This is a genomic window from Streptomyces sp. NPDC111628, assembly GCF_055635195.1.
On the sequence record NZ_JBVKBZ010000001.1, the window covers coordinates 1,448,853 to 1,464,556 of the forward strand.

The following is a 15,704-nucleotide window of genomic DNA, read 5'->3' on the forward strand; positions in this document are numbered from 1 at the left end:
GTGAGCCGGGCGCCGGCGGCGGCGTCCCGTGCGCGCCCTCGGCCGTCGCACCCACGACTCTGAATCTAGCAACGCTAGCCATCCTGTCATCGACCTGCTAGCGTCACTCCTGTACCTAGCGCTGCTAGTAAGGAGAAGCCGTGACCGTCGCCGCGTACACCCTGGCCGTCGTGCTCAACCTGTTCTGCCTGTTCCTGGGGTACCGCTTCCTCTTCCAGCCCGGCCCGGCCGCCACCGGGTACGGCGTCCCGGCCGACGCGGGCGGCGACGCCGCCGCCTACCTGACGATCAAGGGCGTCAGGGACGGCGCGCTCGGCGTGGTGGGGCTGGCGCTGCTGGCTTTCGCCGGCACCCGCCCCGAGGCGTGGTTCATGCTCTGCGTCGCCCTCGTACCGCTCGCCGACACGCTCATAGTGCTGCGCCACGGGGGTACGAAGGCGGTGGCCTTCGGGATCCACTTCGCCACCGCGGTCGTTGTCCTGATCAGTGCCGGACTGCTCTTCGCGGTCTGAGCGCATCCAATCGTCTTCAGGGGGTCCGAGAATGTCGCTGTTCGTTCCGAAGTTCGACGAGTCCGTGGTCGTCCGCGAGGCCGAGGCCGAGGTCGTCGGCCGCGCGCCCACCACCGTGCGCCTGCTGGCCGACAGCAGCGCCACCGGCGGTGCCCTGTCCACCCAGCGCGTCACCCTCACCGCCGGTGCCGACGGCGCCGCGCCGCACCGGCACGAGAACTCGGCCGAGATGTTCTTCCTCCTCGACGGCGCCGCCGACATCCTCTCCGGCGACGAGGTGCTCACCGCGGGCCCCGGCGACCTGGTGGTGGTCCCGCCCGGCAAGCCGCACGCCTTCGCCGCCGTGCCCGGCGCCGACGCCGACCTGCTCATCGTCCTCACGCCCGGCGTCGAGCGCTTCGAGTACTTCCGCCACCTCCGGCGCACCGCCCTCGGCGATGCCACCCGGGAGAGCCTCCTGGAGGTCCAGGAGCTGTACGACAACCACTTCCTGAGCAGCGCCGCCTGGGACGCGCGGCGCGGGTGAGCCGCCGCGGGGGAAACCGTTTAACGGCCACGGGGCCCGGCCCCATAGGATTGGGCCAAACCGATTGGGCCGAATCGACGGGGACAAGCGACTTGTCCCGGCCGAGGTGCCCCGACCACACACTCACCCAGAGGAACGCTGCATGCCTGGCATCACGCGCGAGGAGGTCGCCCACCTCGCCCGGCTGGCGCGTCTGGAGCTGAAGCCCGAAGAGCTCGAGCACTTCGCGGGACAGCTGGACGACATCATCGGCGCGGTCGCCCGCGTCAGCGAGGTCGCCGACCAAGACGTACCGCCGACCTCGCACCCGCTCCCGCTGACGAACGTCATGCGGGCGGACGAGGTCCGTCCGTCGCTCACGCCCGAGCAGGCGCTCTCCGGCGCCCCGGCCCAGGAGCAGCAGCGTTTCAAGGTGCCGCAGATCCTGGGGGAGGAGTAAGCCATGAGCGACATCATCAAGCTCACCGCGGCCGAGATCGCCGCGAAGATCGCCTCCGGCGAGCTGACCGCCGTCCAGGTCACCGAGGCCCACCTGGCCCGCATCGAGGCCGTCGACGAGAAGGTGCACGCCTTCCTGCACGTGGACCGCGAGGGTGCGCTGGCCCAGGCCCGCGCCGTCGACGCCAAGCGCGAGCGCGGCGAGAAGCTCGGCCCGCTGGCCGGCGTCCCCCTCGCGCTCAAGGACATCTTCACCACCGAGGGCATCCCCACCACCGTCGGCTCGAAGATCCTCGAGGGCTGGATCCCGCCGTACGACGCGACCGTCACCCAGCGCCTGAAGGCCGCCGACGTCGTCATCCTCGGCAAGACCAACATGGACGAGTTCGCCATGGGCTCCTCCACCGAGAACAGCGCCTACGGCCCGACCGGCAACCCCTGGGACCTCACCAAGATCCCCGGCGGCTCCGGCGGCGGTTCCTCCGCGGCCCTCGCCGCCTTCCAGGCCCCGCTCGCCATCGGCACCGACACCGGCGGCTCCATCCGCCAGCCCGCGTCCGTCACCGGCACGGTCGGCGTCAAGCCGACCTACGGCGGCGTCTCCCGCTACGGCATGGTGGCCTTCTCCTCCTCCCTCGACCAGGGCGGCCCCTGCGCCCGCACGGTCCTGGACGCGGCCCTGCTGCACGAGGTGATCGCCGGGCACGACCCGATGGACTCCACCTCCATCGACGCCCCGGTCCCCGCGGTCGTCGAGGCCGCCCGCAACGGCAGCGTGGACGGCATGCGCGTCGGCGTCGTCAAGCAGTTCCGCGGCGAGGGCTACCAGGCCGGTGTCGTGCAGCGCTTCGACGAGTCCGTGGAGCTGCTGAAGTCGCTGGGCGCCGAGATCGTCGAGCTGGACTGCCCGTCCTTCGACCTCGCGCTCTCCGCGTACTACCTGATCGCCCCCTCCGAGTGCTCCTCCAACCTGGCCCGCTTCGACGGCCTGCGCTACGGCGCGCGCGTCGGCGACGACGGCACGCACTCCGCCGAGGAGGTCACCTCCCTGACCCGCGAGGCCGGTTTCGGCCCCGAGGTCAAGCGCCGCATCATGCTCGGCACGTACGCCCTGTCGAGCGGGTACTACGACGCGTACTACGGCAGCGCCCAGAAGGTCCGCACCCTCATCAAGCAGGAGTTCGAGCGGGCCTTCGAGCAGGTCGACGTGATCGTCTCGCCGACGACCCCGACCACCGCCTTCGCGATCGGCGAGCGCGCCGACGACCCGATGGCGATGTACCTGGCCGACCTGTGCACCATCCCCACCAACCTGGCGGGCAACGCGGCCATGTCGCTGCCCTGTGGCCTCGCGCCCGAGGACAACCTGCCGGTGGGGCTGCAGATCATCGCCCCCGCCATGAAGGACGACCGGCTCTACAAGGTCGGCGCCGCCGTCGAGGCCGCCTTCGTGGAAAAGTGGGGCCACCCGCTGATCGAGGAGGCTCCGTCGCTGTGAGTGCACTGACCAAGGCCAAGGGCTTCAAGAAGTCCAAGTCCGGTCTGTACGTCTCGATGGCCACGTCGGCGTTCGGCGCCGTCGGGGTCTACAAGCAGATCAAGAAGGCCCGTGGCGAGAGCGACACGCTGCGACTGCTCGACGCCGTCGTCACCGGAGCCGCCGTCGTCACCAACCTCGCCATCCTGTACCGCGAGCTGAAGCGTCTCGGCGACGACGACGTCCTGCTGGGCTGAGAGGGAAGTTTCACCGTGACCACCACGACCGACCTGGTGTCGTACGAGGACGCACTCGCGTCGTACGACCCCGTCATGGGCCTCGAGGTCCATGTCGAACTCGGCACCAAGACCAAGATGTTCTGCGGCTGTTCGACCGCGCTCGGTGCCGACCCCAACACCCAGACCTGCCCCGTCTGCCTCGGCATGCCCGGCGCGCTCCCGGCCGTCAACGCGACCGGCGTCGAGTCGGCGATCAGGATCGGTCTCGCGCTGAACTGCGAGATCGCCGAGTGGTGCCGCTTCGCCCGGAAGAACTACTTCTATCCGGACATGCCGAAGAACTTCCAGACCTCCCAGTACGACGAGCCGATCGCCTTCGACGGCTACCTCGACGTGCAGCTGGAGGACGGGGAGACCTTCCGCGTCCAGATCGAGCGCGCCCACATGGAGGAGGACACCGGCAAGTCGCTGCACGTCGGTGGCGCGACGGGCCGTATCCACGGCGCCTCGCACTCCCTGCTCGACTACAACCGCGCCGGCATCCCGCTCATCGAGATCGTCACCAAGCCGATCGAGGGAGCGGGCGAGCGCGCCCCCGAGGTCGCGCGGGCGTACGTCCGTGAGCTGCGCGAGCTCATCCGTGCCCTCGGCGTGTCCGAGGCCCGCATGGAGATGGGCCAGATGCGCTGCGACGTCAACCTGTCGCTGCGGCCGCACGGCCGGGAGAAGTTCGGCACCCGCAGCGAGACCAAGAACGTCAACTCGCTGCGCTCCGTCGAGCGCGCCGCCCGCTTCGAGATCCAGCGGCACGCCGCCGTGCTGAACGAGGGCGGCACGATCATCCAGGAGACCCGCCACTTCCACGAGGACACGGGGTCCACGACCTCGGGCCGCGTGAAGGAGGAGGCCGAGGACTACCGGTACTTCCCGGAGCCCGACCTGGTGCCCGTCGCCCCGTCCCGCGAGTGGGTCGAAGAGATCCGTTCCGGGCTGCCCGAGCTGCCGCTGGTGCGCCGCAACCGCCTCCGCGAGGAGTGGGGCATCTCCGGCAACGACATGCAGTCGATCCTCAACGCCGGTGCCCTGGACCCGATCGTCGCCACGATCGACGCCGGTGCCGACGCGGCCTCCGCCCGCAAGTGGTGGATGGGCGAGCTGGCCCGCAGCGCCAACGAGTCGGGCAAGGCGATCGACGAGCTGGCGATCACGCCGGTCCAGGTCGCCCGCGTCGCCGAGCTGGTGACCAAGGGCGAGCTGAACGACAAGCTGGCCCGCCAGGTCATCCTGGGCGTCCTCGCCGGTGAGGGCACGCCGGACGAGGTCGTCGACCAGCGCGGCCTGAAGGTCGTCTCCGACGAGGGCGCGCTCACCACCGCCGTCGACGAGGCCATCGCCGGCAACCCGGGCATCGCGGACAAGATCCGCGGCGGCAAGGTGGCGGCCGCCGGCGCCCTGGTCGGCGCGGTCATGAAGGCGACCCGGGGCCAGGCGGACGCGGCCCGCGTCAAGGAGCTGATCCTGGAGAAGCTGGGCGTCACCGAGGGCTGAGACCCGGTACACCACGAGCCCTGGGGGGACGCGTCGAGCCTGACGCGTCCCCCCAGGGCCGTTGTTGTGAATAAGCCCACTAAGTCCGCAAAGGATCTCTTCTGCCTGCAAGAGTGATTCCGCATTGCTCATGCGTTCTTTGCGGACCGTTCACACCATGGACGATCATTCCCGGCGTTCCCGGTATTCCGCGTGTTCCCGGTCAAAGATCCACAATCAGACACCCCTGGGAGCACGTTCGTGGCAGCCCTCGCACGCTGGTGTGTTCAACGTCGCCTCGTCACCGTCCTGCTCTGGCTGCTCGCCCTCGGCGGGGTGGCCACGGCCGCCACGGTCGCCGGCTCCGCGTACTCCAACGACTACGGCATCCCCGGCACCGGCTCCGACCGCGCCTACCGGCTGCTCGAATCCCGCTTCCCCGACCTCGACGGCGACAGCGACACCATCGTCTGGCACACCACGACCGGCACCGTCCGCGCCGCCGACGTCGAGCAGACCATGACCCGCACCCTGGACCGCATCGCGGACCTGCCCGGGGTGGCCGCGGTCACCAACCCGTACGACGACCCCGACTCGCCCCTGATCAGCGAGAACGCCGACACCGCGTACGCGACCGTCACCTTCGGGGCCGCCTCCCAGGACATCGACGCGGGCCAGGCGCGGGCCGTGGTGGACGCCGCCGAGGCGGCCGAGACCGACGGACTCCGGATCGAACTGGGCGGCGGCGCCATAGCGCTCACCGAGTCCGGCGGCAGCCACCTGGCCGAGACCGTCGGCGTGGCCGTGGCCGCGGTCGTCCTCTTCCTCGCCTTCGGCTCCGTCGCCGCGGCACTGCTGCCCATCGCCACCGCCCTGGTCTCCGTCGGCACCGCCTACGCCGGCATCACGCTCCTCGGCCACGCCATGACCGTCGCCGACTTCGCGCCCATGCTGGGCACCCTCGTCGGACTCGGCGTCGGCATCGACTACGCCCTGTTCATCGTCACCAGACACCGGCGCGGACTGAAACGAGGCCTGTCCGTGGCGGACGCCGCCGCCGACGCCGTGGCGACCACCGGACGAGCCGTGGTGTTCGCGGGTGCCACCGTCTGCATCGCCCTGCTGGGCATGCTGATCCTCCGGCTGAGCTTCCTCAACGGCGTCGCCGTCGCCGCCTCGCTGACCGTGCTCCTGACCGTCGCCGCCTCCGTGACGCTGCTGCCCGCCCTGCTCTCGTACATCGGGCCGCGCGCCCTGAGCCGGCGCGAGCGGCGCCGGCTCGCCGAGCACGGCCCCGAACCCGAGGTGCCGACGGGGTTCGCCGCCCGCTGGTCGGCCTTCGTCGAACGCCACCCGAAACTGCTCGGCGCCCTCGCCCTCGTCGTCATCACCGTCGTCGCCCTGCCCACCCTCGGCCTGCGCCTCGGCACCTCCGACCAGGGCAACGACCCCAAGAGCACCACCACCCGCCAGGCCTACGACCTCCTCGCCGACGGCTTCGGCCCCGGCGTCAACGGCCCGCTCACCCTGGTCACCGAGGTCCGCGGCGCCGAGGACCGTCTCGCCCTGGACAACCTGGACGCCACCCTGCGGACCACCGAGGGCGTCTCCTCGGTGACACCGGTGATGTACAACTCCGGCGGCGACGCCGCGTACCTCACCGTCGTACCCGAGTCGGCGCCGCAGTCCGAGGACACCAGCGACCTGGTCGAGCGGCTGCGCTCCGAGGTGCTGCCGCGCGCCGAGGCCGGTACCGCGCTCGACGTGCACGTCGGCGGCGTGACGGCGGGCTACGACGACTTCGCCGACGTCATCATCGGCAAGCTGCCGCTCTTCGTCGGCGTCGTCATCGGCCTCGGCTGCCTGCTGCTCCTGCTGGCCTTCCGGTCCGTCGGCATCCCCCTCAAGGCCGCCGCCATGAACGTGGCCGCCGTGGCCGCCGCCTTCGGCGTGGTCGTGGCGATCTTCCAGTGGGGCTGGGGGAGCGAACTGCTCGGCCTCGGCAGCGCCGGGCCGATCGAACCCTTCCTGCCCGTGATCATGGTCTCGGTGCTCTTCGGGCTCTCCATGGACTACCAGGTCTTCCTCGTCAGCCGGATGTACGAGGAGTGGCTGGAGACCGGCGACAACCGCCGGGCCGTCCGGGTCGGACTCGCCGAGACCGGCCGCGTGATCAACTCCGCCGCCGTCATCATGATCTCGGTCTTCCTCGCCTTCGTCCTCAGCGGCGACCGGGTGATCGCCATGTTCGGCATCGCGCTGGCCGCCGCGGTCGCCCTGGACGCCTTCGTCCTGCGCACCCTCCTGGTGCCCGCCCTGATGCATCTGCTCGGCCGCGCCAACTGGTGGCTGCCGCGCCGCCTGGACGCCCTCCTGCCGCGCATCAGCATCGAGCCGCCCGAGTGCCGGGCCGCCCATGAGAGGCTGGCCGCGGCGACGGACGCCGAGGTGGCGGACGTCCTTGCGGAGGAGGAACGGCAGCGGGATGTACGCGATACCACTGGGTGACGACGGAGCCGAACTGCGCCCCCTGGAGACCTGGCACGCCGAGGAGTTCCTGGCCCACCTGGAGCGTGGCCGGGACTTCATCACCGAGCACATTCCCTTCGGGGCGAAGGCCACCGACGTCGACTCCGCGCGCGAGGTGCTCCAGGCCTACGCCGACCGGCACGCCGCCGACAGCGGCTTCCTGCACGGGCTGTGGCTGGACGGCACCCTCGTCGGCGGCCTGCTCTACCGCGTCTTCGACGCCGCCACCGGCGTCTGCGAGATCGGCTGCTGGCTGGAACCCGCCGGAACGGGCCGCGGCCTGGTCACCCGAGGCGCCCGCGTGCTGATCGACTGGGCCTTCGACGAGCGCGGCATGCACCGCGTGGAGTGGTACGCCTCGACGGCGAACACCCCGAGTGTCAACGCCGCGCGGCGACTCGGCATGATGCGTGAGGGCGTGCTGCGCGAGAGCTTCCCCTACCGGGGCACGCGCCAGGACATGGAGGTGTGGGCCGTGCTCGCACCCGAGTGGCGGGCAGCACGGGAAGCACGCGCGCGTGCCGCTCACAAGGATCATTAAGGGACCTCTCAGACAGCGTCCGTACGGTGCGAGGCATGGGAACGAAGACAGTGGACGAGACCGGCGTGAAGACCGACGAGCACAAGACGGACGAGGCGGCCGAGGCGACCGAGGCCTCCGAGTCCATTGAGGTCACCAAGGCGGCCGAGGCCCCTGAGGCGGCCGAGACCGACACGCCCGAGGACGCCGACACGGCGACGGCCGAGGACACGGACGAGGACACGGACGGCACCGAAGGGGCCGGGGCGGCCCCCACCGGCGTCGGCCAGGGCGCGGGCGCCGTGGTCTCCGCCGGTCTCGGCATCGTCTCCCTGACCGGCAGCTGGGTCGGCACCGTGGCCTCCGCGCGCGAGTCCCTGATGGGCCAGCTTCAGACGTCCTCGTCCTCGGACGTCGGCACGCTGATCGAGAAGGGCTACGGCAACGCCTGGCAGGCCACCGCGATGTGGGGCGGGATCTTCGCCCTGGTCGCGCTGATCGTCGGCGTCGTCGTGCTGGCCCGTCCCGCGTTCGGCGCGCCCGGCCGCCCGCAGGCCCCGTGGATCAAGTCGGTCGCCTGGGCGGGTGTCGCCCTCGGTGTCATCGGCCTGCTGCTGGCCGTGCTGAAGTACACGGACGTCCTGCTGGGGCTGCCCGCCACCGGCTGACCAGGCACTTCTGAGGGGTCTTAGGACAGTCGCCCGCCTGTGGCGCGCGCCCTAAGACCCCTCACGCGCATCTAAGGCCCCGTGCGGCACCGAAGATGCGGAACTTACCCGATGTGGCCCACCCCCCTGGGAGACGAAGGTTGAGGCATCGCAAGCAAGCGAAGCCGAAACCGAAGAGAAGCCGAGGGGCACACCATGTACGAGTACGAGTTCCAGCAGTACCGCTCCGCCGAACTGATCCGCCGCGCCGACGAGGCCCGGCTGGCCCGCGAGGTGCTTCGGGCCCGCCGCGCCGCCCGCCGCCAGGCCCGGCACGGCGCCGCCGTGGCCGAGAGCCATACGCCGCGCCGACGCGGGCACCGGTTCGCCCGGACCGCGTGAACGGGGGAGCCGGGGAGGGGGGCCGCACGGCCTCCCTCCCCGCCGTCGTTCCCGCCGCCGTTGCGGGGGTTGTCCACCTGCCGAAAACCGGTGACCCGCTGTCGTACCCGCGTGCGATGCTCGGGTCCGTGGAGACCAGGTCCGTCAGTCCCGTGTTCGTCGGCCGCACCGGCGAACTGGACACGTTGAACGAGGCGCTCGCCCGCGCGTCCGCCACCGGCGGAGAGCCGCAGGCACTGCTGCTCGGCGGCGAGGCCGGCGTCGGCAAGACCCGCCTCGTCGAGGAGTTCGCCACCGCGGCGGACCGGCGCGGCGCCGTCGTCGCGCTGGGCGGCTGCGTGGAGATCGGCGCCGACGGGCTGCCCTTCGCGCCCTTCTCCACCGCGCTGCGCGCCCTGCGCCGCCACCTGCCCGAGGAACTGGCCGCCGCGGCCGCCGGCCAGGAGGAGGAGCTGGCCCGGCTGCTGCCCGAACTGGGCGAGGGTGCCCCGGTCACCGGCGGCGGCCGGCACGACGAGGAGAGCATGGCCCGGCTCTTCGAACTCACCGCCCGCCTGCTGGAGCGCGTCGCCGCCCGGCACACCGTCGTCCTCGTCCTGGAGGACCTGCACTGGGCCGACGCCTCCACCCGCCACCTGATCGCCTACCTCTTCCGCACCCTGCGCACCGGCCGCCTCGTCGTCCTCGCCACCTACCGCTCCGACGACATCCACCGCCGCCACCCGCTGCGCCCCCTGCTCGCCGAGCTGGACCGGCTGCGCACCGTCCGCCGCCTCGAACTGGGCCGCTTCACCCGCGACGAGGTGGGCCGCCAGATCGCCGGGATCCTCGCCCACGAGCCCGACCCGCTCCAGGTCGACGAGATCTTCGAACGCTCCGACGGCAACGCCTTCTTCGTGGAGGAACTCGCCGTGGCCGCACGCGTCGGCAGCTGCACCGGCCTCACCGACTCCCTGCGCGACCTGCTCCTGGTCCGCGTCGAAGCCCTGCCCGAGAGCGCCCAGCGGGTCGCCCGGATCGTCGCCGAGGGCGGTTCCACCGTCGAGTACCGGCTGCTCGCCGCCGTCGCCCGGCTCGCCGAGGACGACCTCATCGAGGCGCTGCGCTCCGCGGTCAACGCCAACATCCTGCTCCCCGCGCCCGACGGCGACGGCTACCGCTTCCGCCACTCCCTGGTCCGCGAGGCCGTCGGCGACGACCTGCTCCCCGGCGAACGCTCCCGCCTCAACCGGCGCTACGCCGAAGCCCTGGAGGCCGATCCCACGCTGGTGCCCGCCGCCGAGCGCGTGATGCGCCTGGCCAGCTACTGGTACCACGCCCACACCCCCGCCAAGGCACTGCCGGCCGTCCTGGACGCCTCCGTCGAGGCCCGCCGCCGGCACGCCTACTCCGAACAGCTGCGGCTGCTGGAGCGCGCGATGGAGCTGTGGGACTCCGCCCCCGACGAGGTACGCGCCACCCTGCGCCCCGTCGACTACACCGAGGTCTACCCTCCCTGCGGCTGCGACCCCGCCACCACGCCACTGGGCTACCTGGACCTGATGGCCGAGGCCGCCGTCGCCGGGCGGCTGTGCGGGGAGCGCGAACGCGCCATGAAGATCACCAAGCGGGCGCTGCGCCTCCTGGAGGACGAACAGGACACGGGCACCGGGGCGGGCGCGAGCGGCCGGGACCCGCAGCGCGCGGCCTGGTTCTGGACCCAGCGCTCGCTGCTGGTCCAGGCCCAGGGCCGCGGCGACGGCTGGCGGGAGCTGGGCATCGCCCAGGAACTGGTCCGCGGCCTGCCGCCGTCCCAGGTGCACGCGGAGGTGCTTGCCATGTCCGCCAACTGGTCGATGCTCCACAGCCCCGGCCCCGACGCGATGACAGCGGCCGAGCGGGCCGTCGAGTACGCGCGCATGGTGGGCGCCGACGAGATCGAGCTGAACGCCCGGCTCACCCTCGGCGGCCTGATGGTGGACGCCGGGCAGATCGACGCGGGACTCGCCGAGATGTTCCAGGTCAGGGATCTGGTGGTGGCCCAGGACCGGTCCGCCGTGGTGGCCCGCAGCCACGTCAACCTGCCCTCGTCCCTGGAAGGCGTCGGCCGCTCGCGGGACGCGCTCGGCATCCTGCGCGAGGGCATCGACCTCACCCGGCGGACGGGGCTGCTGGAGTCCGAGGCCTGGGTCTGGGGCAACCTCGCCGAGTCGCTGATCTCCCTGGGCCGCTGGGACGAGGCCCTCGAAGCGGCCGACCGGGCCGGAGCACCGGGCCGCAGCCCCGCACCACGCGGTGGCGCCGCACTCAAGCGCGCCGTCGTCGCCCTCGCCCGCGGCGAGCGGGCCGAGGCCGCCGGGCTGCTCGCCGAGGCCCGCGCCGCCTACGGCACCCACGACCCCATGCCGCAGCACCGCCTGCCGCTGGCGGCCCTCACCGTCGGCGTCGCCGCGGCCGAGGGACGCCTCCCGGACGCCCGCGCCGAAGTCGTCCGCGTCCTGGACGCGGGCTTCCCGCCCGGCACCCAGCGCTTCGGCTGGCCCCTGCTGCTGTCCGCCGCCGCGGCGGAGGCCGACGCGCGCTCCCTGCCGGCCGCCGAAGAGGGCCGCGCCGGCATCCTCGACCGCCTCGCCGAGGCCGCGAAGCACCTGACGACGGGCGCCCCGGTCTGGGTCGCCCACGAGCGCTGGGTCCGCGCCGAACTCCACCGCGCCCGGGGCCGCGACACCCCGCAGCTCTGGTCGGAGGCGGTCACCGCCTTCGAATGCCTGGAGCGCCCCTACGACCTGGCCCGCGTCCGCCACCGGCTGGCCGATGCCCTCCTGGCCACCGGCGGCGACGACGAGCGCGCCCGGGCCACGGAGCTGCTGCGCCTGGCCCGCACCGTCGCCGACCACCTCGGTGCGCGCCCGCTGTCCGACGCGGTGGCCGTGCTCGGCCGGCGTGCCCGCCTCACCCTCGGCCGCGCCGCCGAACCCGTACCCGCGTCCGGGCCCGCCGACCCGGCCGGCGCCCTCGGCCTCACCGGCCGGGAGCGGGACGTCCTGCGGCTGGTCTCCGACGGCCGCACCAACCGGCAGATAGCCGAGGAGCTCTTCATCTCGCCCAAGACGGCCAGCGTCCACGTCTCCAACATCCTGGCCAAGCTCGGCGTCTCCGGCCGCGGCGAGGCCGCGGCGGTGGCTCACCGGCTGGCGCTGTTCCCCGCCGAACGGCTCACGTCCGGTTCGACGGAGTGAGGCTTACGCTGTAAGGGACGCCGACCGACGGAGGCCCGATGTTCAACGCATTCGAGGAACTGTTCTCGCCCGGCCGCAAACACACCAACGACGAGCAGAACCGCCTCGAACTGACCCGCGAGGACGTGGGCGACGGCGACCCCGCTCGCGGCCCCATAGACCTCACCTCGGGCAAGGTCGTCGTCCACCGGCCGCGCGCCGACGAGGACGCGGCGGACCCGGGGACCCCGTCCCCGGACGACGAGTAGCCGGCCGCCTACTCCACCTCCAGCTCCAGGATCCGGTCGTCGTCGCCCTTCGCGTCGCCGCGGCCGTCCGTGTTGCTGGTGACCAGCCACAGCTTGTCGCCGCCCGCCGGGGCCACCGTACGCAGCCGGCCGTACTCGCCCTCCAGGAAGGCCTGCGGGTCGGCCGCGGCCTCCGTCCCCTTCAGCGGGATCCGCCACAGCCGCTCACCGCGCAGCCCCGCCATCCACACGGAGCCCGCGGCGTAGGCGATGCCGCTGGGAGAGGCCTCGTCGGTGCTCCACTGCGCCACCGGGTCGTGGAAGCCGGAGCCGCCGCCCTTGCCCTCCGCCTCGGGCCAGCCGTAGTTGTCGCCGGGCTTGATCGCGTTCAGCTCGTCCCAGGTGTCCTGACCGAACTCCGAGGCGAACAGCCGCTGCTTGCCGTCCCAGGCCAGCCCCTGCACGTTCCGGTGGCCCAACGAGTACACGGGGGAGTCGGGGAAGGGGTTGCCGGGTGCCGGTTCGCCGTCCGGGGTCATCCGCAGGATCTTGCCGCCGAGGGACTCCTCGTCCTGCGACAGACCGGTGTCACCGCTCTCGCCCGTGCCCGCGTAGAGCATCTTGTCGGGGCCGAAGGCGATCCGCCCGCCGTTGTGGATCACGCCCTTGGGGATGCCCCGGAACACCGTGTCCGGGGCGCCCAGCTGCTCGCCGGACGGCTTCTTCTCGGCGTACAGCATGCGCACGATGCGGTTGTCCGAGGCGGAGGTGAAGTACGCGTAGATCATGTGGTCCGAGGCGTAGTCGGGGGAGAGCGCGATGCCGAGCAGGCCGCCCTCGCCGGACGGGGACACCCCGGGCACCTCGCCCAGCTCGGTCTTCTCGCCGGTCTTCGCGTCGACGCGCGTGATCGTGGCCTCGTCGCGCGAGGACACCAGCAGGTCGCCACCCGGCAGCGGGGCCAGGCCCCAAGGGCTGTTCAGCCCCGTGGCGACCGTGCGGAGCACCTTGACCGAGCCCTTCGCGGGCGGTGCCTGCTCGGTGGCCGATCCGGCGGGCGAGGACTGCGCCGCCGTACTGGTGGGGGAGGCGCCGCGGTCCGTTCCGGACGGGTCCGCGCCGTCGGAGGAGCCGGAGGAGCAGCCGGCCGTCAGCAGGAGAGCGGCGGTCAGCACGGCCGGCACGGCTCGACGTTGCACGATCTTGGTCCCTTCGACGCGGCGGGTTCTCCCTGTCATACACCGCAGGGGCTCCCCAAGTTCCCGATCGCCGAATCCCGAACCCCCAACCCCGAATCCGGCGGCGGCCGGCCGGGCGCCGCGGGCCTCACTCCCAGGAACCCTGCGCCGGCGGCAGCGCCCGCACCTCCGCCAGGTCCCGCTCGGTCAGCCGCAGCCGGGCCGCCCCCGCGTTCTGCGTCACCCAGCGCTCCTGCTTGGTGCCGGGCACCGGCACCACGTGCCGCCCCTGCGCCAGCACCCAGGCCAGCGCCACCTGCGCCGCGGTGACCCCGTCGCCGTGCCGGGCGGCGATCCGGCGCAGCGCGGCCACGACCGGCTGGTTGGCCGCCATCATCTCGGCGGTGAAGCGGGGGTGCCGGGCTCGCAGGTCCTCCGGTTCGAAGCCCTGGCCGGGCGTGAGCGTGCCGGTCAGGTAGCCGTTGCCCAGCGGCATCGCGGCCAGGAAACCGACGCCGCGCGAGACGCACCACGGCAGCAGCGTCCGCAGCGCCTCCGGCGACCACACCGACAGCTCGGCCTCCACCGCGCTCACCGGGAAGACCTGCTGCACCCGCTCCAGTTGACGGATCGTCGCGTCGTGCAGCCGCGCCCCCGGCCGCCGGGCCGACCGCGCCCCGACCGCGCAGAGGCCGAGCGCCCGCACCTTCCCGGCCCGCACCAGCTCCGCCATCGCGCCCCAGGTCTCCTCGACGGGTATCTCCGGGTCGGCGCGGTGCAGTTGGTAGAGGTCGATGACGTCCGTCTGGAGCCGGCGCAGGGACGCGTCGCAGGCACGTCTCACATAGCCGGGGCGGCCGTTGGCCACGATGTGCTGCTCACCCACCAGCAGACCGACCTTGGTCGACACGAAGGCCTCGGACCGCCGCTCCTTCAACACCCGCCCCAGCAGCAGCTCGTTGGTGAAGGGGCCGTACATGTCCGCCGTGTCCAGCAGGGAGACACCGAGGTCGAGGGCCCGGTGCACGGCCCTGAGCGACTCGTCGCCACGCTGCCGCGAGGCGCTGTACGCCCAGTTCATCGGCATGCACCCCAGTCCGACGGCCCCCACCGCGAGTGCCGTCGCGCCGATCGTCCTGCGCTCCACCGGTCGTGACCCTCCCTTGTCGGACCACCCAACCTAACCTTTGCCTCTCCGCCCCCTGACATAGCCTCCTGACCATGACTGCTGACGTGTGGCTGCCCATCCCGCCGGACGAGATCGAGGGCCTTCCCGAAGGTCCCGCCTACCGCCACTGGGACGGCGAGGAGACCTTCCCCGCCGACCCGGCCGACTGCGCCTTCTACGTCGTGCCCTACATGAAGCCCAGCGCCGTGGGGGTACGCCCGCTGCCCGAGATGCGCTCCGTCCAGGTCGTCCAGACCCTCTCCGCGGGCATCGACCACGTCGAACCCGGCCTCGAGCACCTGCCCGCCGGGGTACGGCTGTGCAACGCGCGCGGTGTGCACGAGGCCAGCACGGCGGAGCTGACCCTCGCCCTGATCCTGGCGTCGCTGCGCGGCATCCCGGACTTCGTGCGGGCGCAGGACCGCGGCGAGTGGCTCGGCGGGTTCCGGCCCGCGCTCGCGGACCGGACGGTCCTCATCGTCGGGTACGGGTCGATCGGCGCCGCGATCGAGGACCGGCTCGTGCCGTTCGAGGTCGCGCCGGTCGTGCGCGTCGCGCGCTCCGCCCGCACCACGGAGCGCGGCCCCGTGCACCCGCTCACCGAACTCCCCCGCCTGCTCCCGCAGGCCGACGTGGTCATCCTGTCCACACCGCTCACCGAGGCCACCCGGGGACTGGCCGACGCCGAGTTCCTCGCCCGGATGAAGGACGGTGCCCTGCTCGTCAACGTGGCGCGCGGACCGGTCGTGGACACGAAGGCGTTGCTCGCCGAACTGGAGAGCGGACGCCTCACCGCGGCCCTCGACGTCACCGACCCCGAACCGCTGCCGCCGGGCCACCCCCTGTGGCATGCTCCCGGCATAGTCGTCAGCCCGCACGCAGGCGGTCCGACCTCCGCCTTCCTGCCGCGCGCCGAGCGGCTGCTGGTGGACCAGTTGACCCGGTTCGTGAACCGGGAGCCGCTGCGCAACGTGATCCTGACGACGGGGTCGTAATCCGTTTCGGGCACCCTCCGCGACTCCCCGGATGCGGTGGGTGCGCGCATATCCGCTGGTCGTCACGGAGCGTAGAGAACCTATGTCCCTGAGTGACGAGA

The 15,704-nt window shown here is 72.4% G+C and carries 15 protein-coding genes; 13 read left to right on the forward strand and 2 right to left on the reverse strand.

Annotated elements, in window-relative coordinates:
* Positions 1–140: 140 nt before the first annotated feature.
* From ACZ7MF_RS07010 to ACZ7MF_RS07065, 12 genes are all read left to right on the forward strand, one after another.
* Positions 141–512, forward strand: a complete 372-nt coding sequence (locus ACZ7MF_RS07010; protein WP_471474957.1) for a DUF4267 domain-containing protein — start codon at positions 141–143, stop codon at positions 510–512.
* Between the two features lie 31 nt (positions 513–543).
* Positions 544–1,038: a cupin domain-containing protein gene (locus tag ACZ7MF_RS07015; protein WP_471474958.1), complete on the forward strand. Its 495-nt coding sequence runs from the start codon at positions 544–546 to the stop codon at positions 1,036–1,038.
* A gap of 142 nt (positions 1,039–1,180) precedes the next feature.
* Complete coding sequence (gatC, locus tag ACZ7MF_RS07020) at positions 1,181–1,477, forward strand: Asp-tRNA(Asn)/Glu-tRNA(Gln) amidotransferase subunit GatC (protein WP_070023066.1); 297 nt, start codon at positions 1,181–1,183, stop codon at positions 1,475–1,477.
* A 3-nt stretch (positions 1,478–1,480) separates the two neighbouring features.
* Positions 1,481–2,974 carry an Asp-tRNA(Asn)/Glu-tRNA(Gln) amidotransferase subunit GatA gene (gatA, locus tag ACZ7MF_RS07025; protein WP_356864477.1) on the forward strand — a complete coding sequence of 498 codons (1,494 nt, stop codon included), beginning with the start codon at positions 1,481–1,483 and terminating at the stop codon, positions 2,972–2,974.
* On the forward strand, positions 2,971–3,210 hold the full coding sequence (locus tag ACZ7MF_RS07030; RefSeq protein WP_007444751.1) for a hypothetical protein: 240 nt from the start codon (positions 2,971–2,973) through the stop codon (positions 3,208–3,210). The genes gatA and ACZ7MF_RS07030 overlap by 4 nt, the downstream gene beginning before the upstream one ends.
* Positions 3,211–3,225: 15 nt before the next feature.
* The gene (gene gatB, locus ACZ7MF_RS07035; protein WP_471474960.1) at positions 3,226–4,740 is read left to right on the forward strand and encodes an Asp-tRNA(Asn)/Glu-tRNA(Gln) amidotransferase subunit GatB; all 1,515 of its coding nucleotides are present in this window, start codon (positions 3,226–3,228) and stop codon (positions 4,738–4,740) included.
* A gap of 240 nt (positions 4,741–4,980) precedes the next feature.
* On the forward strand, positions 4,981–7,227 hold the full coding sequence (locus ACZ7MF_RS07040) for an MMPL family transporter (protein ID WP_471474961.1): 2,247 nt from the start codon (positions 4,981–4,983) through the stop codon (positions 7,225–7,227).
* Positions 7,205–7,789 (forward strand): GNAT family N-acetyltransferase, encoded by a 585-nt coding sequence (locus ACZ7MF_RS07045; RefSeq protein WP_356864474.1) that lies wholly within the window; start codon positions 7,205–7,207, stop codon positions 7,787–7,789. The genes ACZ7MF_RS07040 and ACZ7MF_RS07045 overlap by 23 nt, the downstream gene beginning before the upstream one ends.
* A gap of 35 nt (positions 7,790–7,824) precedes the next feature.
* The gene (locus ACZ7MF_RS07050) at positions 7,825–8,436 is read left to right on the forward strand and encodes a hypothetical protein (protein ID WP_471474963.1); all 612 of its coding nucleotides are present in this window, start codon (positions 7,825–7,827) and stop codon (positions 8,434–8,436) included.
* A gap of 195 nt (positions 8,437–8,631) precedes the next feature.
* Positions 8,632–8,817, forward strand: coding sequence for a hypothetical protein (locus ACZ7MF_RS07055; protein WP_356864472.1), 186 nt, complete (start codon positions 8,632–8,634; stop codon positions 8,815–8,817).
* 116 nt (positions 8,818–8,933) lie between these two features.
* Entirely contained in the window at positions 8,934–12,035 is a 3,102-nt protein-coding gene (locus ACZ7MF_RS07060) for a helix-turn-helix transcriptional regulator (RefSeq protein WP_471474964.1), read from the forward strand.
* A 38-nt stretch (positions 12,036–12,073) separates the two neighbouring features.
* On the forward strand, positions 12,074–12,283 hold the full coding sequence (locus ACZ7MF_RS07065; protein ID WP_471474966.1) for a DUF6191 domain-containing protein: 210 nt from the start codon (positions 12,074–12,076) through the stop codon (positions 12,281–12,283).
* An 8-nt stretch (positions 12,284–12,291) separates the two neighbouring features.
* Here ACZ7MF_RS07065 and ACZ7MF_RS07070 read toward each other — a convergent pair whose 3' ends face one another.
* Positions 12,292–13,500, reverse strand: coding sequence for a PQQ-dependent sugar dehydrogenase (locus ACZ7MF_RS07070; protein WP_471474967.1), 1,209 nt, complete (start codon positions 13,498–13,500; stop codon positions 12,292–12,294).
* Between the two features lie 88 nt (positions 13,501–13,588).
* Positions 13,589–14,587, reverse strand: coding sequence for an aldo/keto reductase (locus ACZ7MF_RS07075; RefSeq protein WP_471474968.1), 999 nt, complete (start codon positions 14,585–14,587; stop codon positions 13,589–13,591).
* A 74-nt stretch (positions 14,588–14,661) separates the two neighbouring features.
* On the opposite strand from ACZ7MF_RS07075, the gene ACZ7MF_RS07080 reads away from it, so the two are divergent.
* Entirely contained in the window at positions 14,662–15,603 is a 942-nt protein-coding gene (locus tag ACZ7MF_RS07080; RefSeq protein ID WP_471474970.1) for a 2-hydroxyacid dehydrogenase, read from the forward strand.
* The last annotated feature ends 101 nt before the right edge of the window (positions 15,604–15,704 follow it).

Bases quoted from the DNA above. Each gene is read 5' to 3' on its own strand.
- ACZ7MF_RS07015 (WP_471474958.1), top strand. From the start codon at position 544: ATGTCGCTGTTCGTTCCGAAGTTCGACGAGTCCGTGGTCGTCCGCGAG.
- gatC (WP_070023066.1), top strand. From the start codon at position 1,181: ATGCCTGGCATCACGCGCGAGGAGGTCGCCCACCTCGCCCGGCTGGCG.
- gatA (WP_356864477.1), top strand. From the start codon at position 1,481: ATGAGCGACATCATCAAGCTCACCGCGGCCGAGATCGCCGCGAAGATC.
- ACZ7MF_RS07045 (WP_356864474.1), top strand. From the start codon at position 7,205: ATGTACGCGATACCACTGGGTGACGACGGAGCCGAACTGCGCCCCCTG.
- ACZ7MF_RS07050 (WP_471474963.1), top strand. From the start codon at position 7,825: ATGGGAACGAAGACAGTGGACGAGACCGGCGTGAAGACCGACGAGCAC.
- ACZ7MF_RS07055 (WP_356864472.1), top strand. From the start codon at position 8,632: ATGTACGAGTACGAGTTCCAGCAGTACCGCTCCGCCGAACTGATCCGC.
- ACZ7MF_RS07060 (WP_471474964.1), top strand. From the start codon at position 8,934: ATGCTCGGGTCCGTGGAGACCAGGTCCGTCAGTCCCGTGTTCGTCGGC.
- ACZ7MF_RS07065 (WP_471474966.1), top strand. From the start codon at position 12,074: ATGTTCAACGCATTCGAGGAACTGTTCTCGCCCGGCCGCAAACACACC.
- ACZ7MF_RS07070 (WP_471474967.1), bottom strand. From the start codon at position 13,500: ATGACAGGGAGAACCCGCCGCGTCGAAGGGACCAAGATCGTGCAACGT.
- ACZ7MF_RS07080 (WP_471474970.1), top strand. From the start codon at position 14,662: ATGACTGCTGACGTGTGGCTGCCCATCCCGCCGGACGAGATCGAGGGC.